16 protein-coding genes are annotated in these 19,863 nt (G+C 36.7%); 8 read left to right on the top strand and 8 right to left on the bottom strand.

Annotated elements, in window-relative coordinates; translation table 11 throughout:
- Positions 1-171: 171 nt before the first annotated feature.
- Together ACNFU2_RS13765 and ACNFU2_RS13760 are read right to left on the bottom strand one after the other, a co-directional pair.
- Positions 172-1,014, bottom strand: a complete 843-nt coding sequence (locus tag ACNFU2_RS13765; protein WP_273650221.1) for a lipopolysaccharide kinase InaA family protein — start codon at positions 1,012-1,014, stop codon at positions 172-174.
- A gap of 53 nt (positions 1,015-1,067) precedes the next feature.
- Positions 1,068-2,108 (bottom strand): glycosyltransferase family 9 protein, encoded by a 1,041-nt coding sequence (locus ACNFU2_RS13760; RefSeq protein WP_306613176.1) that lies wholly within the window; start codon positions 2,106-2,108, stop codon positions 1,068-1,070.
- 497 nt (positions 2,109-2,605) lie between these two features.
- Here ACNFU2_RS13760 and ACNFU2_RS13755 point away from each other — a divergent pair, with 497 nt between their 5' ends.
- Genes ACNFU2_RS13755 through ACNFU2_RS13745 form a run of 3 tightly spaced genes read left to right on the top strand, consistent with a single transcriptional unit; the run spans position 2,606 to position 4,923 of the window.
- The gene (locus ACNFU2_RS13755; protein ID WP_273650219.1) at positions 2,606-2,971 is read left to right on the top strand and encodes a hypothetical protein; all 366 of its coding nucleotides are present in this window, start codon (positions 2,606-2,608) and stop codon (positions 2,969-2,971) included.
- A 43-nt stretch (positions 2,972-3,014) separates the two neighbouring features.
- Entirely contained in the window at positions 3,015-4,430 is a 1,416-nt protein-coding gene (locus ACNFU2_RS13750; protein WP_172281596.1) for a PLP-dependent aminotransferase family protein, read from the top strand.
- Between the two features lie 13 nt (positions 4,431-4,443).
- Positions 4,444-4,923: a GNAT family N-acetyltransferase gene (locus ACNFU2_RS13745; protein ID WP_273650218.1), complete on the top strand. Its 480-nt coding sequence runs from the start codon at positions 4,444-4,446 to the stop codon at positions 4,921-4,923.
- An 81-nt stretch (positions 4,924-5,004) separates the two neighbouring features.
- Here ACNFU2_RS13745 and ACNFU2_RS13740 read toward each other — a convergent pair whose 3' ends face one another.
- The 6 genes from ACNFU2_RS13740 to ACNFU2_RS13715 all read right to left on the bottom strand — a co-directional run bounded on the left by ACNFU2_RS13740 (position 5,005) and on the right by ACNFU2_RS13715 (position 13,922).
- Positions 5,005-6,858, bottom strand: coding sequence for an alkaline phosphatase family protein (locus ACNFU2_RS13740; protein WP_418122063.1), 1,854 nt, complete (start codon positions 6,856-6,858; stop codon positions 5,005-5,007).
- Positions 6,859-7,028: 170 nt separating this feature from the next.
- A complete protein-coding gene (locus ACNFU2_RS13735) occupies positions 7,029-7,697 on the bottom strand; it encodes an HAD hydrolase-like protein (protein ID WP_273650216.1) in 669 nt (222 codons plus the stop codon).
- Between the two features lie 4 nt (positions 7,698-7,701).
- Positions 7,702-8,856: a TIGR03364 family FAD-dependent oxidoreductase gene (locus ACNFU2_RS13730; RefSeq protein WP_273650215.1), complete on the bottom strand. Its 1,155-nt coding sequence runs from the start codon at positions 8,854-8,856 to the stop codon at positions 7,702-7,704.
- 12 nt (positions 8,857-8,868) lie between these two features.
- Positions 8,869-10,140, bottom strand: a complete 1,272-nt coding sequence (locus tag ACNFU2_RS13725; RefSeq protein WP_273650214.1) for a DUF5690 family protein — start codon at positions 10,138-10,140, stop codon at positions 8,869-8,871.
- 37 nt (positions 10,141-10,177) lie between these two features.
- Entirely contained in the window at positions 10,178-13,003 is a 2,826-nt protein-coding gene (locus ACNFU2_RS13720) for a TonB-dependent receptor (protein WP_273650213.1), read from the bottom strand.
- A gap of 346 nt (positions 13,004-13,349) precedes the next feature.
- Complete coding sequence (locus ACNFU2_RS13715) at positions 13,350-13,922, bottom strand: helix-turn-helix domain-containing protein (RefSeq protein ID WP_172281576.1); 573 nt, start codon at positions 13,920-13,922, stop codon at positions 13,350-13,352.
- A gap of 168 nt (positions 13,923-14,090) precedes the next feature.
- Here ACNFU2_RS13715 and ACNFU2_RS13710 point away from each other — a divergent pair, with 168 nt between their 5' ends.
- From ACNFU2_RS13710 to mutL, 5 genes are all read left to right on the top strand, one after another.
- Positions 14,091-14,801 carry a response regulator transcription factor gene (locus tag ACNFU2_RS13710; protein ID WP_172281575.1) on the top strand — a complete coding sequence of 237 codons (711 nt, stop codon included), beginning with the start codon at positions 14,091-14,093 and terminating at the stop codon, positions 14,799-14,801.
- A 1-nt stretch (position 14,802) separates the two neighbouring features.
- Entirely contained in the window at positions 14,803-16,224 is a 1,422-nt protein-coding gene (locus ACNFU2_RS13705; protein WP_172281573.1) for a sensor histidine kinase, read from the top strand.
- 253 nt (positions 16,225-16,477) lie between these two features.
- The gene (locus ACNFU2_RS13700; RefSeq protein WP_273650212.1) at positions 16,478-16,972 is read left to right on the top strand and encodes a hypothetical protein; all 495 of its coding nucleotides are present in this window, start codon (positions 16,478-16,480) and stop codon (positions 16,970-16,972) included.
- Between the two features lie 36 nt (positions 16,973-17,008).
- A complete protein-coding gene (locus tag ACNFU2_RS13695) occupies positions 17,009-17,836 on the top strand; it encodes a YoaK family protein (RefSeq protein WP_172281570.1) in 828 nt (275 codons plus the stop codon).
- Positions 17,837-18,081: 245 nt separating this feature from the next.
- Positions 18,082-19,863: a DNA mismatch repair endonuclease MutL gene (gene mutL / locus ACNFU2_RS13690; RefSeq protein ID WP_172281568.1), complete on the top strand. Its 1,782-nt coding sequence runs from the start codon at positions 18,082-18,084 to the stop codon at positions 19,861-19,863.

The raw sequence follows: 19,863 nt of genomic DNA, 5'->3' as shown, positions 1-19,863 counted from the left end.
TCAATAATAACAGAGCTCAAAGATTAAAACCAGTATTAATACATGTGCCCACAAAAAATCCTACTTAAAAAGCAGGACTTTATATTTCAATTATCTTAGATAATTACTTTGGGGCTGAAAATTTCTTCCGACTATAAATCAACACCTTCCTTCTACTGTAATTTTTGACCTTCAGGTAAAAACAAGAAAAGGTAAATCAGATTCTAAAAAACTGATTAATGAGATAAGAATTAAGTTTTTAAGAACGGGAAGTACTTTAAGGAAATATTTATAAAACTTCAGAACCTTTTTTATTCTTCGCTTGGTTTGTAAAGTATTGGCAGCTTTAACAATCTGTGTAAGGAAGTATTCCGAAGAAATTCCTGCCAGCCTAGAATATTCTGAACTGATCAGTTTAAGAATCTTCGGATCATTGGTTATCCGTGAGAAGTTTTTGATCCTTTTGGGCATTTCAAATTCAGTGTGGAAATTCATTCTGTTAAGGTCCACCATAAAAAAACGATAAGCGCCGTTGATTTTTTTTATAAGAAAATTCCCCGGAGAATTATCGATAAACTCAATTCCCTGTTCGTGTAAATAATAGATGAGCTGAGTGTACTCTTTAATGACTTCTTTCAGGTTTTCAAAGGGGCTTCGTGCGTACATCACATCTTCCAGAGTATATATGTTTTCCAGTTGTTCACTGATATAATAACTGTTGGTAAGACCCAGCCAGTCGTGAAACTCTACATAAGCAATCGGCTGTGGGGTGTGAAGGTTTTTATCGATCAGCATATGGGCATATTCGAAAGATCGCCGTGCCTTGGATTTCCGGTAGTATTTGTAGACATGCCTGTTGATAAAATTATGCTGCTTAAATGATTTAAAATTGAATTTTTTTCCATTGATGGAAAATGACTTTACAATATTTCTGCTTCCGGGACCGATTAAAGTCCCCTCACTATGGAAATTTTTGATAATACGGATTATTTCATCTTGGTAATGAGCATAATCTGGTGCAAGAACAAGATTCATATGAGTGGTATAATTGTGGTGTGTGTTTGTGTGTTTTCAATATTAGTCAACGGTTATTGAAGGACCGTTTTTATTAAATCTGGTATTTCGGATTCCTTAACATTATTTGTATTAATGGAGAAGCTTTTATCGTTATAGGGTTTATATGCATTTTCATCCGTTACCATAAACAATCCTATTGTCGGTGTTCCAACGGCACTGGCTAAGTGCATTACACCGTTATCTGCGGCAATAAAAACACTGGTATTGGCTATAAAGGCACCCATTTCCCTGATGTCGGTACTGTAAAAACTGGGAATTTTGAAATCTAATCTGGAAATATTTTCTACCGGTAGAAGTTCAACAATATTATAATCTGGAAATGTCATTTTCAGGCTTTCATAGAATGATGCCCACCAGGTATTGGAATAGCATTTATCGCCTGTGGCATTGGTAAAGAGACAAATGGTTTTTTTATCGTTTTTAGTAATTCCTTCTAATTTCCTTTTACCCGTTTCTATTTCTTCCGGACTCAGCTTTATATTTAAAAAAGGAACCTTTCCCGTATTTTTTTCAAATCCCAGGTGGGTAAGAAATTTTCGCAAATTATAAATAGGATTTTTTGCCGCATGCGGATAATCCGGATATTCTGAATGAAGTTCATCATTCCATTCATTAAAGAATTTATAATCGCCATTGGCCAGTTGGGTGGATATTTTTCCCGATGACGAGCTATGGCTTGTATTGATCACTAAATCATACTTTTTCCAGCGAAGCAAACTCCAGCTCCGGATGTATTTCAGAAGGTTGCTGAAAGGTTTCTTCGGAAGCTGAATGATCTGGTCAATATTTTTATAATTTTTAAAAATAATAGGTGATATACTTCCCTTTACAAATAAATCAATCCTGGCATCCGGAAAAGTATCGTTAACCTCCTGAACGATAGGGGATAGCAATAATAAATTCCCTAATCTATGGTTGGGGCGCGAAATCAATATTTTTTTTATGATGACTTCTTTGCCGGGTTTAACGGTAGAATTCGACTGGCCCATATTTTTGGTAAGACCACGCATTACCTTCCTCCTGATCACATTGAGTTGTTTGGGTATTTTCATAGCTCAGCGGGGATCATGATAATCCCGATTTCGTATTAAACATTCCTTAAAAAAACCGTATGTATAAAATTAGCACAAAACAATCATTTGATTGATTATTTACTGAAAAGTTAATTGTGTTTATAAAATTTAATATGTATACAATTGAAAATTTCTTTGTAATGTTTGTAAAGTCCTTTATTCATAGGGATTTCAGGTTATGGACAATTGATGTTTTTTTAGATAAAAAATTAATAAAAGGAGAAAAAGTCTTTAAAATAAAGAAAGCATAGAATCTACCTGTTCGATTTGAAAATTTATTTGAACCTTTCAAATCTCTGCAAAACTATTTTCCGGATTTTAGCTGAAGGGTTTTCGATACCATACCGGTAGAATAACGCTCCGATAATACAAACCAATTCTTTTTAATAAATTTGCTGTACCTACAATAATAGTAAGTTCTGTATCTGTATCCTTTTAGCATTGTGCTTTAACTTTACATATCTAATGTAAACACTATGGAAACATGCTTTCTGCCTACAGGCAAACTTCAGTTTGATGAGGTTTATATTTCTGATCTGGTGCACCTGAAACAGATTTTTGTGAAAGAAAGAAATCTGAAGCAAGTGAATGAAGACTTTGGACTTCCGTTTGTAATGGCCAAAAAAACAGATGAAATTATAGCTTTTGCAAGTCTTATCATCAATGATCAGGATACAGTAGATTTTGTGATTTTTGAAGCCGGGAATATGGATGCAAAAGAAAAGGAGGCTTTCAAAAAGTATGCTGAAGATTGTTTTAAAAAAGCTCCTTCAGATAATTATAATGACCCCGGGCAATTGAAAAGCACCATCAGCAGGATCATAAACTGGATCAATATTTAAGGATGAATAGCTTTTTGCTTGCTTTATGTAAAACAATGATATTATGGGCAAAGAAGTCTTATATCTCAAAATAGCAAAAATAATGATGGAGCAGATCCAGACTGAAACCTTACAGTTTGGAGATAAACTGCCTTCCCTAAGAAGTGCCCAGAAGTTATACAATGTAAGCCTGAATACGATCAAACTGGCTTATATGGAATTGGAAAGCCGGTCTCTGATTGAGTCCCGACCCAAGTTTGGATATTATGTAAGCCACACTTCCCAGCGGAAACTGGATCTTCCATCTGTAACCAAAATGAAGGATTCCAAAATAGAGGGAACCAAAGAAGATCTTATAGATAAAGTATTCGGAACGATTTCAGATTCAGGAATCACCCAATTTGCTTTAGCTATACCCGGCAAGAATTTTCTGCCTTTGGCTAAGATGAAGAAATCCATCATTAATGTAATCAAAAGTAAAAATGATTTTGGAACGAATTATGAGCCGGTACAAGGGAATCATAATCTTCGCCGGGAGATTGCCAAATGGTCTTTAGTGATGGAAGGAAAAATTACAGAAGACGACCTGGTTATTACGTCCGGAGCAATGAATGCCATCTATAACAGTTTGATGGCAGTGACGCAGCCCGGTGATTCTGTCGCGATTGAAAGTCCGGCCTATTTTGGGATCTTACAGGCTATTCAGTTATTAGGGTTGAAAGCCGTAGAAATTCCTACTCATCCGGTATATGGAGTAGATCTTGATGCCCTGAAAAAGGTATTGCCGAAATTATCGGCATGTTGTTTTGTGACTAATTTTAATAATCCGATGGGCTTTCAGATGCCCGATGAGCATAAAAAGGAATTGGTAAGATTAATTACCCATTACAATGTCCCGCTGATTGAAGATGACATTTATGGGAATTTATACTTTGGAGCAGAACGCCCCAAGCCCTGTAAATTTTATGATGAAGCAGGGCTGGTGATGTGGGTAGGCTCTGTATCCAAGACTATGGCTCCCGGATACCGGGTAGGTTGGGTCGCCCCGGGACAATTTAAAGACAGGATAATCCGCCAGAAGCTGGTTCAGACGGTATGCAGTCCGTCATTATACTCTGATGTAATTGCTGATTTTCTTGAATATGGAAGATATGATCATCATTTAAGAATGTTCAGAAATAAAGTCTATTCCAATTATTTGCAGATTCAGAGAGCGGTTACCTCCTATTTTCCGGATAATACCAAAATCTCGGAACCTAAAGGTGGGTTTATGCTTTGGCTGGAGCTCGATAAAAGGATATGTACTGAGGATCTTTTTGACGAAGCTTTTAGTCATAAAATCAATTTTGCTCCGGGAAGGATGTTTTCACAATATGATCAGTACCGGAACTGTATGCGACTGAATTATGCCCTGGAATGGACCGATAGGGTGGAAAGTGATATTGAAAAACTCGGAAATATGATAAAGAATAATATTTAATACTATAAAGAATATGAATGACCAGAATAATGAAGTAAAGATTGAGGCGTATCACCCTCAATACAAAGAAGCTTTTAAAGCATTGAATGAAGAGTGGATCAAAACATTCTTCGTGATGGAAAGCGGGGACTACAAATTGCTTGATAATCCTGAGGAATATATTATCAGTAAAGGAGGTCACATTGTATTTGCCCTATTGGATAATGAAGTGGTAGGAACCTGTGCTTTAGTGAAGGCAGGACCTGAAACCTATGAACTTTCGAAAATGGCAGTAAGCCCCAAGGCCCAGGGTAAAAAGATCGGATATCTTTTAGGAAAGGCTTTGGTGGAGAAAGCAAAATCATTACACGCGGAGAAAATATTTCTGGAGACCAATTCTATTTTGGTGCCAGCGATTAAATTATATGAAAAGCTTGGATTTGAGCATATTCCGGTTACTCATTCGGCGTATAACCGTTGCGATACACAGATGGAGCTAAAGCTTAGGGATTAAATAAAAAAAAGATATTAGAACCTGGAGTAATCCTCGTTCTAATATCCAATTTAAATCTACTAATGATATTGAAATTCTTTCTTATTTCTTAATAAAGCTTTTCGTTAGGGACTTCTGGACTCCTGTAACTTTTATAAAATAAACACCTGTTGGGGCCTTATGAATATCAAATGTCTCGTCATATTGTCCATCCGATGATTTCGATGTTTTAGACAAAACCACGGACCCTCGGGTATCGATGATTGTAAATGTCATTTCTTTCTCATCAGATTTGAATTTTATATTGATATTCTGATTTGCCGGGTTGGGATATATCTTAAAATCTTCTGCTGGTCTTTCCGTGCTTTTTGCAGACAAAGTATTGCTCTGGCAGCTGGATAATCTGTTGGTACCATCAATTCCCCAGGAGCTTTCTACAGGAACACATAGCCAGTTCAGTACAGTTGGAAGATGATCTGTTTCTCTTGTGGTAGATAAATAATTATAGATTTTAAAGTTAGTTGTTGTATTGAGGCTACGGGTAGGACTTCCTGTAATCGTACTGTTATTACTGTTTGAACTTGAATCTGTTAGTGTATTGCCGGAAGTTTCATTGCATTTCCAATTAGCCAGTAATTGAGCATAATAAGGATGGGCAGAAGTGATATTTTGGGTAGCCCAATTAACTAAAACATCATTAGGAAGGGCTGATTTCCAGATCCTGATGTCTTTGTACGAAGCGGCCAGGTTCTGTCCATAAGTATTGGTTCCGTCCTGATTGATCGTTAACGGAAGCCCTGAATCAATATTTCCGATTGTATTCATTTTGGCAAAAGTAACAGGCACACCGTCCTCATAGAGAGTTACAAGGCCATCCCTATCAAAACTTACTGCAATATGTTTCCACTTATTGGTTTCCATTTTTCCTCCTACCAGGTCAATTCTGTTCGTACCATCACCAATATTTACTTTATAGGTTTGTCCCGAATATCCTGAGATAACAAATCCTTTGTTTTTTCCGCTGTTCCAGTTTTTATTACTGATCATTACAGGATCACTCGAGAAGTTGGCATTAGGCTTTACCCAAAATTCAATCGTAAAGTCCTGATTAGCCCCAAAGTTAAAAGGAACCTGGTTGGTAGGCTTGGCATAAGTACCGGCAGGGAAGTTAAGTTGGTTGAAAGTGACATTCGAATCAATGTCCGTTTTACTGATCTGTTGGGGAGTAAGGTTCGGATTAGAGTAGATCGTAAAGATATTCCTTTCAGAGAGATTTCCTCCTCCATGACCATTATTTACTGCCCCGTGATCTGTTGTCAGGACTACCAGCCAATCTTCATTGTTGTAAGTCGACCTGTTTTTCATCGCATTTACAATTTCTCCGATATAAGTGTCTGTTGTTTGCATTGAGGAAACATATTGTGGTACGGTCGAAGAAAAACCATAAGAGTGGCCTGCGTGATCCACGTCATCAAAATCCACAAACAGAATATCTGGGTTATCATTCTGCAATGCATCTACAGCAGCATTTTTTAACGCTAAATCTGTGCTGAAATTGGTCTTTACATCTGCATTTTTAATAATAATATCGTTAATAGGTGACCAATGTACGAGGGAGATTGTTCTTAAATTTGAATTATAGGCCTCTGCACGGGTAAGGAAATCGCGATAATTTACATAATTCGGGTTTGTGAAATTATTATCCTGAACATTGTGTTTTGTATGCCATACCCCAGTTAGCATGGTGCTCCATCCATTTCCACTCCAGGTCGTCGCAGCACAAAGGCCGTCAAGGGAATACACCGATTTTGTAATTAACGACTTAATATTAGGTGTATCGGAAGACATCATAACATCTGCCCGGCAACCATCGATTCCGATAAAAAGAACCTTTTTTGTCTGAGCACTTAAAAAGCAGCTCACTATAACTGCCATTGAAAATAGTTTTGTTTTCATAGAAATTTTTGTTTTTTGAAATGAAAATGTTTACAAATAGTAATTAATATTTTATTATTTGTAAAATTAATTTACTATTTGTAAACATGTGTGAACTTAAAGTTAATTAAAGGATAAAAAAACGATAAGAAACTGAGGCTGAATGATCAGTAGTAAGATGAAAGAATATGCTAGATAACTTCTTCAGCCTCAGATAGGGTATTGAATATATAATCAGGATTGGATTTTTCAAGTTCGGATCTTTTTTGAGCCCCAGAAAGAACGGCAATCGTTAATCCACACCCTGCATTTTTTCCTTCTTCAATATCAACCACCGAATCTCCTGCTTTCAGCACTTTTTGAGGATCAAGGATGTTGAATTTTTGCATGGCCAGATGAATCATTTCAGGACTTGGGCGGCTTTCGGATACATCATTAGCCGTAATAAGGGCATCATAATATACATTCTCCTTCCATCCCAGCTTATCCAGAAGCTGCTGCGCAATATCATAGGTATATCCCGTATTAAGAATAATTTTTTTGTCCTTGGACCTCATTTTTAGCAGAAAATTTTCAATACCCTCGATCGGCTTTACATCAAGGTTCTGATACGCTACTTTTAGCTGATCAGAGAAATTTTCAAAAATGGGAAGGGAATCATTTGCGTCGCCACCTATTTCAATAAGTAAACCACTGATGGCTTCTAATTTTTCCTTTCCTGCACAGCTCGATAATACCTTTTCCAGAGTAACATTATAACCGTAATCATTTACTGCGTGCATTAAAGTTTTATAAACTACATTGTCTTCATTAATTGTTGTTCCGGCCATATCCAGAACCAATAATTCTATGTTCTTCATTATTTTATGCGTATATTTTATCTATATTAAATTTTGAGAATCCACCGCTTGCGGTCATACCCTTGCCGCCGATACCTGTGATGATATGAATATTGGGAGAAGGATTATGTTCGAAAATATCTTTTGTTTTACATTGAGAATAGATCCCAAACCATCTTCTCTGAATTTCATAGGTTGGAAGATCAATGATCTTTTTGGCCTCGCTGATCATAAACTCATCGATTTCCATATTCAGGTCATATCCCAGGGCATCCGAATCCTTTGCACTTGCATATTCATGGGAATCTCCCAAAATGATAGATCCATCAAGAGCCTGCTTAAATAGAATATGGACCCCATATCTCTTTTCGAAAGAATCAGGGGTTTCTAACGCCTTGATTTCCTGAAAGGAAGGACATTCCTGAAAGGACTCGTATCTTCTGATGGATAACCCGGTAAGGATATTTCCCTGTAAGGAATAAATACCCTGAGCTTTGGTTTGTAGCATCTGCAGTTTCGTGACCACTAAATCGCTTTCATTGAATACGTTAGGATATAAGGTTTTAAACTCATGACCTCCGCAGATGATTATTTTTGCAGCCTGTAACTGCTGTCCGTCTGATGTCTGGGCAACGCATTGATTATTATCTTCATACGTTTCAATTACGGTCGTATTATTATAGATCTTTAAATCCAGTTTTTCCTGTAAAAGTTTATGAAGTTTGACGATCATTTCCCCCGAATCTATAGAAAGTTCCTCCGGAAAGAATAATCCGCCTTTACAATAATCTGAACGAAGTCCATCAAATTTCTTCATACAATCGTTTTTTGAGAGAAGAACAGACTCGTAACCATTTTTCCGGTTGATGTCATAAAGTTCATTGATAAGCTTAAGTTCTTCTTCATTGGAAGCAAGGTAAACAGAACCGTTTTTTCGTATTGTTAGATCTGTTTGGAATTGCAGCTCATTATATATGGCCAGACTCTCTCTTCCGAAATTTTGCCATTTAAGATCCATTCCCGATGGAACCACCTGCCCAAAATTTCTTACCGTAGCTCCCTGAGGCTGTGCATTTTTCTCTACCAAAGCTACTTTAAGGTTTCTTTTTAGTGCATGATAAGCGTGAAATGTTCCCAGAATTCCGCCACCCACAACAATAAGATCAAATTTTGTTGTCATTTTACTTTTGTTTTAAACCATTTTCGAAGCATCGAAATGGAAGTATTGATTTTTATTTAGTTTAGGTTTGGATTTTTTTTTGAAAGCTAGGAAAGCAATCACTGAAGAAATCAAAACCGTAATTACGATGAAATAGTTGAGTTGAATATAAAAATTCAGCCATGTTGTTTTGGAAGATCCGAAATTCTTATAAAGTAAGATCAGAACGCTGCCCAAATAACCAAATGAATCTACAAAATAAATCAGAAACCCTACATTTCCTTTGATTTCAAAGGCCGCAATCATCCTGTCAAAATAAATTCCGTTGAATGGAATATAGCAAAGATACATTCCCATTCCGGAGACCATCATCCATAGAAACGGAGACATCATATGATGCTGAAAGAAATACGTTGAAAATCCTACCGTTAGTATTCCCGCAAAAAGAATGTAATGATAATAGGCAAAAGCTTTTTTATTGTTTTTTACCCTTACCATAAGGCTTAAAATTAAAAGCACTACAATGGCGATCGGAATTTCCGTCAGGGTAAAAACAGAGCTGTCTGTTGTAAAGCTAAGGGCATCCCATATCTCACGGTTGAAATTGTCTCTGAAATCCCGGAGAATGGTTAAACTGATATACACAATAGTAATGCACATCATAGGAATGAAGAAACGGCGGATTAATGCCCTTCTTGCAGGCTTGTCTAATGGTTGTCTTTTATTCTTTAATAAAATGTCCTCTGCTGATGGCTTGGGAATTTTATTTAACATGATGCCGAAAATGACCAAAGGAATAATAAAAACCAATCCCGCTGTAAAAGGCATCCAGAATTCTGAAACACCAAACGTATCCATTATAAATTTTCCGACAGATTTGGTAAACCCGGACGAAACGACAAAGCTTGAGCATAAAAACAAGCCTATGATCTCCGTCGTTTTTCTTCCTTCAATATAGGAGAAAACAATTCCCCAGATCAATCCTAGCGGAAAACCGTTAATGAACATAAAAATAATGTTGTAAGGTGCCGGGCAGATTGCAAAACCCAGTAATGCAAGCTCTGCAATAGCAATAAAGCTTAACAGGTAGAAGATTCTTTTCGCGGGTTTTAGTTCAGAAATAAATCGGATTCCAACGAATTTTGAAATAAAATATCCCATAACCTGGGCAATGATTATCAGGACCTTATAATCCACTCCGAAGTATGCAAGGCCTTCGAATGAAGCTACCGTAAAAGGCTTTCGGAATCCGTACATGCAGAAGTAAACACCGAAAGCAGAAAATGCTGCCTTCAGTGTTACCATTCTATTTTTATTGGTGTTGCCTTCCATTTTGACCCTGCTAGAAGTTAAGTTTAATTCCCATATTGAACCTTACACCATAATATTCCACCTGTTCAGGGCGATTTTCATTTTTACCGAAATGATAGATCAAAGGCTTATTCAGGATGTTATTTACATCTGCATACAGCGTCAGAAATTTTGTAAACTGATAAGATCCTCCAAAATCTAAGCTGCTGTACTTTCCATAGTACGTGTCATTGATATCATCTTCAGCGTATTCCACGGCGTATTTTCCTTTATAGTTATAAGCCAGTCTTGCATTGAATCCCTTTTTTTCGAAGAATAACTGTATGTTGTATAGTTCTTTTGCCTGATAAGGAAGGGCTACCTTTCTACCACTGGGTTTCTCCATTTTTGAAGTCATGAAAGTAGCGTTTAGCTGTGTTCCGAAATATTGCAGGAATCCCGGAAGGAAGTCGAATCTTCTGTTCAGGCCAAGCTCAAGACCTCCCAATGATGCTGTTTTTCCATTATTGGGTGCTGTAAACTGAACTCCTGGATTTTCATTATAAGAACCTACAAAAGAATCCTGGAAAATGGGGTCTGTGATGGATTTGTAAAAGATCCCTCCGCTTAAAATACCTACATTGGAGAAATAGTATTCTCCCATCAGATCAATGTTTAACGAATACGTCGGATTAAGATTAGGATTTCCTCCTTTAAACTCGTTGTCGGCCTCAATATAAGTTCCTCCAGGTGTAAGATCCCCGAAATTGGGTCTTGAAAAAGTTCTTGTTGCTGCAAAACGAAAATTTGTTTTGTCGTTTAATGCATACTTGATGTGTAGCATGGGTAAAACGGCCAGGTATTTTTTAGTATTTTCTACCGGAACCAGTTTATCATCAATTACGTTATAACCTTTTACCTTCGTATTGGTATTAGATAGCCTGATTCCTCCCAATATTGTAATTTTATCATTTAGTTTATATGTTCCCATTCCATATGCGTCGGCATGTTTTTCAAATACATCGAAGTTTCTACCCAATGCTTTATTGTATTCCAAAGATTCCGAATCTGCGGGATTTATTTTTAAATTTCCCTGATTCTGGAACCAGAACTGGTCCATTCCGGTAGTCGATAAAACAGGACCGAAACTGTTGCCAATATGGGCATTCATTTCACTTAAATATTTTGGACCGTTAGGCTGCGTAGTAATGTACTGCCCGTAATCAGAAAGGAGGGGAGCTGTTCCGTTGTTCCAGCTATAGAAAATATCTGAAAATTTTGCATTACGCTCTTTATCCCTGTATTTAAAACCATACTTGAAGGTCAGTTTATCCGAGGCGTAAATCTCATGGTTGAAGGCCGCTACAATTTTGTCTTTTTCTTCAACAAAAACTTTGTAGAATTCAAGATCTGTGAATCTCATTTGAGAAGCATCCATTTTGAAATTAGGGTCACTGTAGAACCCAAATAATGCATCAGGATCTTTATAATCCAATTTTCCGCCATCGGCTTTCCAATACGCTCTAGGCCCATTTCCGCGATCTGCAATATAATTAGGATCAATGCCAACTCCGGACTGAGTGTATTTGATCACATAATAAGAATTGTTTTGTTTGTCCGGAATGTTTCCATATTTGAACCGGTTATCATAGTAGGACAAGTCCCAATCTATTTTTCCTTTATTCAATTGATGGATCCCTCCCAGAGACACAGAGGTTAGCTGCGTAATCAGAAGATTATGGATATTCTGTAATTCCACTCTTGCCGTATTGTTGGTAGAACTGAATTTATCGAATCTTATTCTGTGCTTGTAGTGGGTTTCATCATCTGCTAACGTTCCGTACATTCCTTTTAAATAAAGAGTGCTCTTTGGAGACAACACGTATTCAAAAGCTGTATTGATCCCCGTGGTCTTTCTTACCCCATTGTAATCCCGCAACTCCAATCTGAAGACTCCCTGGTCACCACTTCTTCTCGCCTCAAAATTATCTGTAGACCAGTTTCTCGTAAAGTGGGCAATATTGAAAAGGTATCCCAGCTTTTTATCCTTTGTTCTTCCTCCGTACAATAAGCCCAGATTATAAACTCCCTTGTCGGATTTTGCATTGTAACCGCTTCCAACCGTGATCTTTAGCTCTTGTTTCATAGGAGGGGTTTTGGTAATGAAATTCACACCGCCTCCAATTCCATCAGCTTCCATATCCGGAGTGAAAGATTTATTGACATGCACGTAGGAAATAAGTTCTGTTGGGAAGAAGTCAAAAGCCGTTGCTCTTGAAGTGGTTTCTTCCTCTGCCGTTGGAAGCCTGTTTCCATTAATCGTTGTTGAAGCCCAGAACGGAGGAAGTCCCCGTATAGATACAAATCGTCCTTCTCCCTGGTCTCTTTCAATAGAAACACCTTGGACCCGCTGAACGGTTTCTGCGGCATTTCTGTCCGGAAGTTTTCCGATACCATCCGAAGCAATTACATTGGTCATGTTGATTGCATTCTTTTGAAGATTTAAAGCTCTTGCTTCGCTGTTTTTTAATGTGGCGGTAACAATTACTTCGTCAATATTTTTATGTTTTTGTTGTAATCGGATTATGCCCAGATCAGTATTTTCTTCGGATTGAATGCTTACAGGAAGAGTAGTGCTTTCATATCCTATATAGCTTATCTGCAAATTATATTCACCTGCCTTAAGATCATTAATGGTGAATTTACCATCAATATCGGTAACCATATTCTTAGATAATCCTTTTATTTTGATCGTAGCTCCGGGAAGAGGTTGATTCTCGTCAGATACAACTCCCGTAATCGTTTGTTTTTGGGCGGATGCCCATCCAATGAAACAAAGAAACATAAGGGGGAGTAATTTCTTCAATCTTGTTTTCATTTTTACAAATATTAAATTTTTATGCAAAACAAGCTAATAATTTTAATATATGTAAATATTTGGTATTAAGTAATGATTAACAAATAATGCCATATTGTTAAGGGTGTATTACGTAAGATTGTCGTTAAAAAATAAGATTAATTGATAATTAGTGCTGTAAAACAGAGGGTTTGGTTGTTTTTTTAAAGAAAGTATCTCAAAATGTGAATACACATGAAAGGAAAATAAGTTCATTTTGTATTCATTTTATTGGAGCCGTAAAAAGTAAAAGTTGAATATTTGTAAACTTTTTAATGGAAAAACGGATTATAATTAACTCCGGATATGAGCCGGAAAAATAAGTGGTTTACTTATCTGAGTAAAAATAAAGGACCAGCATAATACAGCTTTCATTGCTTATACTTACAGGAACGTGAGGTAACTTCCCGTTAAAATATAGAGAATCACCTTCATGTAGAATGACTTCTTCATTATCGATGAGGTATTTTACTTCTCCTTTCAGGATATACTTGAATTCCCAGGCATCCGTAATTACTTTTTCCCTTTTGGAATTAGGTTCAAGGGTTAATAAAACCGCTTCAAAGCCCAGAGAATGAAGACTTTTACTGAAAATATGCACATATTTAAAGCCTTCCGCTTCTACTTCTTTTTCTATAAGTTGCTGACTGTCTTTAGGAAGATAGATGAATTTGGCATTTGATTTTTTTTCAACGCCTTCGAAGAAAAAACTGGCATCGATTTCCAAAGACTGGATGAGGTCCAACAAAACCGGAAGAGAAGGAATTGTTCTCCCATTTTCAATCCTGGACACAAGTCCATTGCTTACATTGGCTTTAAAGGCCAGCTCGTTGATGGTTAAATTATTTTTCTTTCTAATATCTTTTAATCTTTTGCCTATTCCTATTAAAAAATCATTCATACTTTAAAAATTTAACCTAAACTTTTTTCATTAGTTGCTTATCACAGCAAATGTAATATTATTCTCTATAGTTTTCACCAACTTTACCATTATTTCATTGAAAAACTCATGATTCATGCATTCCTTCCGTTTCCTATCTTTTTGCTATTTTTGTGAAATTCGTTACTTATGAAAAAAATTATTCTGATCGAAGACGAAACCAGTGTAGTATCTTTTATAAAAAAGGGACTTCAGGAAAAAGGCTATGAGATTTCTGTAGCTTTTGACGGACGTACAGGAGTACAGCTGGTAGAAGCCAATGATTTTGATCTGGTAATTTTGGATATTATGCTGCCCGAAATGAATGGGCTTGATGTCTGTAAGGAAATAAGAAAGACCAATCAGCATGTTCCTATTCTTTTTCTGACTGCCTTGGGAACCTCCGAGAATATTGTCCTTGGCCTGGAGAGTGGCGGAGATGATTATCTGGTAAAACCTTTTAAATTTATAGAACTCGTTGCCCGGGTAAAATCCCTGCTGAGAAGAAGCGTTAATAATACCGCGACCCAAGAAGCGGTAGAACCGGATGCGGATAGTGAATATATTTATCAGGTTTCCGATCTGATCGTGAATGATTATACTAAAAAGGTAACCCGTGCAGGAGAAGAAGTTTCCCTTACTTCCACAGAATATAAGCTGTTGATGTATTTTCTGAATAATACAGAAAAAGTAATTTCCCGGGCAGAAATTCTGGACGCCGTGTGGGGCGTGAACTATGAGCTGGGGACTAATGTGGTAGATGTATACGTTAATTATCTTAGGAAAAAGCTCGACAACCAGGATGATCAAAAGCTGATTCACACGGTAATCGGGATGGGATATGTTTTAAAAAAACCTTAGGATGTTTAATAAAGTTGTTACTACCCAAACCAAAACAATGATACTTTTAATGGTGGTTTTTACTACCATTATATTACTGTTTGGAGGGCTGGTGTACTTCTCTATTGTCAATTTTTCACATCAGAGGTTTTATGAATTGCTTAAAATCCGGACAACAACGATAGTACAAATCGAAAAAGGAAAAGAACATCTGGACCTTCCGGAAAACTACATCCTGAACAGCCTGAATGACGAAGAGCTTCCCATGGAAAAGGACTATGTATTTATGGTTCCTGCAGATTCCAATTTCAGGAAGATATCCCAGGAAGTTCATATTCCGGATACCTTTTTCAAGAACATCATGAAAAAAGGGGAGGATAATTATAATGATAAAGAGTTTTATTATATAGGACAGTCATTCAGATTTCATGATAAAGATTATATAGCAATAGCTTCTGCGAAAAACCATTACCTGATTTATTATCTGGGATTCCTTAAGAGGACATTGGTTACCTGTATTATCCTTTCTTTGTTCTTCAGCATGATCTTTTCTTTTTATTTATCCAAAAATTTATTCAAACCTATTTTAAAAATTACGGGGAAAGTAAAAGAGATCAGTTCGGAGAATCTTCACTTAAGATTGGAGTCCCATCCCGATAATAAAGAATTGAATGAACTGGCAGATACTTTCAATGATATGCTCAACCGGATTGAAACTTCATTTGAAACCCAGAATCATCTGATCGGAAATGTTTCACATGAATTGAGAACTCCGCTTACTTCTATTATGGGAGAAGCAGATGTTGCTCTCTCAATCAACAGAACCGCCGAAGAATATAAAGAAACACTGGAGATCATTCTCGATGAAGCCGAAAAACTGGATAAGAAAATCAAAGCCTTGCTTATGATTGCTCAAACCGGATTTGATGGTAAGATCCAAAAGATAGATAAAGTAAGGATCGATCAGCTCCTTTGGGATGTTATTGAAACCCTTAGAAGGATTGATACGAGGAATAATATTTATTTGGATATCAGCATGTTGCCGGAAAATCCAAAGAAGCTGAAAGTTCAGGGTAATGAGCAATTGTTGCATCTTGCTGTAGCCAATATCATCAATAACGGGTGTAAATATTCCAATTTCCAGCAGGTAAAGGTTTCTTTAGGCGCCACGGATACAGATGTTTATATTATTATAAAGGATAATGGTATCGGAATTCCTCAGGAAGAAATGAATAAAATCTACGACCCGTTCTTCAGAGCCTCTAACACGAAAAACTATGAGGGCTATGGAATCGGCTTACCACTGGCAAGAAATATTGTAAGAATGCATCACGGAGAACTGATTGTAAGCTCCCATGAAAATCAGGGGACTACCGTCCAGCTTCGTTTTCCTAATTTCTATGTGATGCAGGCAGAAAACCAGGGATTGGGGGCGAAATCTTAAACTTGAAAGATCGTAAGATTCTTTTGGAGTCGAGGGGGATGGCTTAATATATTTTGTTCTGTAAATGAATAGGTTGAAATTCTATTATTCAATCTTTTTTACCCATTCACCTCTCCATATTAAATTCTCTTAACAATTTTCTAATCTCATTTTAATCTCTTTAATGACATTTTAATTCCATTCCAAAGATCCTCTAATTTGGTCACTATAGTTTTGTATTATCAAAATCAGATAAAACACTAAAATCGAAGATATGACCAAAACAATTTTAATTGCCACCGATTACTCCCTTGAGTCATTAAATATATTAAAAAAAGTACTGAAGGAAAAAGACGGGAAACATGACGAAACAAAATATAACATCATATTCGTATCAGGATATGACATGGGAGATTCTATCAGAGATCTTTTATTCACGACGAAGAGTACCATATTCGGTAAAATAAGATCCCATGAATTTTGTGACGCATTCAGCATCATAAAAAACAAATATCCTCACCTGATTAATAAAATGAACTGCGATATTTTCACAGGAAGTTTTCAAAGAACATTTAATAATTACATAATAACAGAAAAAATTGACGAGGCTTATTATTCGCCATCGATTAAAAGTAAAGGGAAGGGGAAGTTCGACATCATTCCGTACATCAAAAAATGCAAAGATCTTGAATCGCATGAGATTACTCTTGAGATTTCTGAGAGCCTTCCGGAAAGAGGAAGACTTGCTGAGATTTTTGTCGAGGTCTAAAAAAAACACACAATTCAATTATTTAAATTAATAAAAATGTTAAGAAATTATAGTAACAGCAGGACATTGGGAGACAACATCAGGTTGGGGACGCTGACGGCCTTTACGGCGGGAACTATAAATATAGCATCTCTCTTAATTTTTCTCTCTTTTACCTCAAACGTAACAGGACACTATGCCATTTTTGCTGCAGAGATCAGTAAAGGAAACTGGACGCAGGTGGCAGTGGTTGGTGCATGGATATTCCTTTTCTTTTTCGGAAGTTTTGTAGCGAACTTCTTCGTTATTAATTTTAATAAAAAAAGTAAATACTTTGCCCATGCGATGCCTATTGTGCTGGAAATTATGTGTTTGCTTTTTGTAGGGATCTACGGACAGGTTTTCTACAGGAAAACAGTAGAAGAAACAGAGTATCTGGTTGCCCTTATGCTTTTTGCAACCGGTTTACAGAATGGGTTAACGGCAAGTATTTCCAATTTCTCGGTAAAAACAACACACCTTACCGGTACCACTACCGACCTTGGAATCCTGGCGTCTATGTTTACCCAAAAAAAGTACAGGAGAAATCCGGAACTGATTGCAAGGGCAAAACTGCTTTCGAGTATCATGCTGGCTTATGTATTAGGAGCTGTGTTCTCAGGATTAACCTATTATTATCTGGAATTCAGAGTGTTTTATGTAATCAGTATATGTTTATTAGTAGTTATTGGGTATGATTTCTATACGATCCATGTCCGCCACTTTAACACGCGGTACAGATACAGTAAGATCTATAAAAAGCCCAGCCTTCTGGCCAACCTGTATGATAAGATCCATGGAAAATCTAAAACCAAAGAAAAAAGAAGACTTGTATTTGATGATTAAAATACAAGAATAAATAAAGAAACTATCAGTATTAATTTTGTGTAAACAAGCTGTGAATCAATCCTCTATTTGTGTCGTACATTTAGGGGATTGTATTTTTTAGAAGGATGAAAAATAAAGGGATTATTATATAAATCATAAAAGGCAGAATTTTTGCATATTGATAATAAAATTTTAATTCGCGTTTTTATTGTTTTTATTCCCATTTTCATTGACTATTTTTGTAAGTTGATTTAACGTTTTTTATGTCAGATATTATTCAGCTTTTACCGGATCATGTAGCCAACCAAATTGCGGCGGGAGAAGTGGTGCAGAGACCTGCGTCCATTGTGAAAGAATTATTGGAGAATGCTATCGATGCAGAGGCTTCTAAAATTGAACTGATCGTAAGGGACGCCGGAAAAAATCTGATACAAGTTGTTGATGATGGAAAAGGAATGTCCGAAACGGATGCCAGAATGGCGTTTGAAAGACATGCTACTTCAAAAATCAGAGGGACGGAAGATATTTTCAGAATTGCGACAAAGGGATTTCGTGGAGAAGCATTAGCTTCTATTGCAGCTGTCTCCCAAGTAGAACTCAGAACCAAACAAAAAGATGCCAAAATAGGAACCAATATTTACATTGAAGGTGGAGTTTTCCAGTTTCAGGATCCTGTGCAAACTTCAGAAGGCTCTAATTTTTTGGTGAAAAATCTTTTCTTTAATGTTCCTGCAAGAAGAAAATTCCTTAAAAATAATAATATTGAATTCAGACATGTTATTGATGAATTCCAAAGGGTTGCTTTGGCCCATGAAAATTTGGAATTTTCATTATTCCATGATGATGAACCGGTTTTCCGCTTAAGAAAAGGAAGCCAGATGCAGAGGATCGTAGATATCTTCGGACGAAAGTTGCAACCACAGCTTATTCCGATCAAGGAAGATATTATATGGTGTAAACTGCATGGTTTTGTTGCCAAGCCTGAAGGGGCAAAAAAGACAAGAGGGGAACAATTTATTTTTGTTAACGGAAGATTCTTTAAGAGCCCTTATTTTAATAAAGCGGTTCAGGAAGCATTCGAAGGACTGCTTTTGCCTGGCTATATTCCTACCTTCTTTCTCTTTTTAGAGCTGGATCCCGAAAAAATAGACGTTAATATTCATCCGCAAAAGACAGAAGTGAAATTTGAGGATGAGCATCTTATTTTTGCACTGATCCGTTCTACAATAAAAAGATCTCTCGGAATTTACAATGTGGCTCCAAGTCTTGATTTTGAGAAAGACCCACAGCTTGATGAGCTGATGCAAAAAACCTTCCCGGGAAAGACAAATAGCGGAGGGGTTATAAAGATGCCGGAAATTGTGGTCGATAAGGATTATAATCCGTTTTTGGAAGAAAGAGGTGTAAGGCAGGCTGAAATTCAGAATCTTGCAGAAATGTACCATCAGAATATATCTGCGGAACCTTCCAAAATAAACCTTTTTGAGGATGAAGATTTTGATGAAGATCTGATGAGGCTTCCCAACGGGTATTGGCTGTTCAATAAAGGGGACAGAACCCTGATGCTTGATCTGGGAAGAATGCACAGGCTTTTTGTTTCAGAAAATAATAAGCCGACAAAAAAAGGAACCATAAACAGTCATGCACTTCTTTTCTCTTTGGAGTATCATATGAACGAGATTGAGAAAACAAAATATAAATCAATCAAAAAATATCTTCCTGAGCTGGGATTCGACATGAAAGTGGCCCACGAAAGTGTATTGAGGATAGATGCGGTGCCTGAGGGGTTAAAAGAGACTCAGGTTATGAAGTTTCTTGAAGACCTGTTTGAGATCCTGGATTATAAAACAGATGAGGAATTCAACCAGTATTATCAGAATCAATGGACGAAGATGCAGTCTAAATCCAGATTTGACTTTATTTATAAAAAGGATGCTGAACAATTGATCAAGGACTTTACGGCATTAGGTTTTCCTGAGTTTTTACCTAACGGGAAACGATGCTTTTATGAAGTTCCTTTCAATGATTTTAAAAACAAATTTTAA

Source organism: Chryseobacterium sp. PTM-20240506 (genome assembly GCF_048296755.1).
Classification (GTDB): Bacteria; Bacteroidota; Bacteroidia; order Flavobacteriales; family Weeksellaceae; genus Chryseobacterium; species Chryseobacterium proteolyticum.
Note: the sequence above shows the minus strand (reverse complement) of the source record. Positions and strands in the feature narration are given on the sequence as shown.

Bases quoted from the DNA above. Each gene is read 5' to 3' on its own strand.
- ACNFU2_RS13715 (WP_172281576.1), bottom strand. From the start codon at position 13,922: ATGAATGATTTTTTAATAGGAATAGGCAAAAGATTAAAAGATATTAGA.
- ACNFU2_RS13725 (WP_273650214.1), bottom strand. From the start codon at position 10,140: ATGGTAACACTGAAGGCAGCATTTTCTGCTTTCGGTGTTTACTTCTGC.
- ACNFU2_RS13735 (WP_273650216.1), bottom strand. From the start codon at position 7,697: ATGAAGAACATAGAATTATTGGTTCTGGATATGGCCGGAACAACAATT.
- ACNFU2_RS13765 (WP_273650221.1), bottom strand. From the start codon at position 1,014: ATGAATCTTGTTCTTGCACCAGATTATGCTCATTACCAAGATGAAATA.
- ACNFU2_RS13755 (WP_273650219.1), top strand. From the start codon at position 2,606: ATGGAAACATGCTTTCTGCCTACAGGCAAACTTCAGTTTGATGAGGTT.
- ACNFU2_RS13700 (WP_273650212.1), top strand. From the start codon at position 16,478: ATGACCAAAACAATTTTAATTGCCACCGATTACTCCCTTGAGTCATTA.
- ACNFU2_RS13760 (WP_306613176.1), bottom strand. From the start codon at position 2,108: ATGAAAATACCCAAACAACTCAATGTGATCAGGAGGAAGGTAATGCGT.
- ACNFU2_RS13750 (WP_172281596.1), top strand. From the start codon at position 3,015: ATGGGCAAAGAAGTCTTATATCTCAAAATAGCAAAAATAATGATGGAG.
- ACNFU2_RS13705 (WP_172281573.1), top strand. From the start codon at position 14,803: ATGTTTAATAAAGTTGTTACTACCCAAACCAAAACAATGATACTTTTA.
- mutL (WP_172281568.1), top strand. From the start codon at position 18,082: ATGTCAGATATTATTCAGCTTTTACCGGATCATGTAGCCAACCAAATT.
- ACNFU2_RS13730 (WP_273650215.1), bottom strand. From the start codon at position 8,856: ATGACAACAAAATTTGATCTTATTGTTGTGGGTGGCGGAATTCTGGGA.
- ACNFU2_RS13695 (WP_172281570.1), top strand. From the start codon at position 17,009: ATGTTAAGAAATTATAGTAACAGCAGGACATTGGGAGACAACATCAGG.
- ACNFU2_RS13710 (WP_172281575.1), top strand. From the start codon at position 14,091: ATGAAAAAAATTATTCTGATCGAAGACGAAACCAGTGTAGTATCTTTT.
- ACNFU2_RS13745 (WP_273650218.1), top strand. From the start codon at position 4,444: ATGAATGACCAGAATAATGAAGTAAAGATTGAGGCGTATCACCCTCAA.
- ACNFU2_RS13720 (WP_273650213.1), bottom strand. From the start codon at position 13,003: ATGAAAACAAGATTGAAGAAATTACTCCCCCTTATGTTTCTTTGTTTC.
- ACNFU2_RS13740 (WP_418122063.1), bottom strand. From the start codon at position 6,858: ATGAAAACAAAACTATTTTCAATGGCAGTTATAGTGAGCTGCTTTTTA.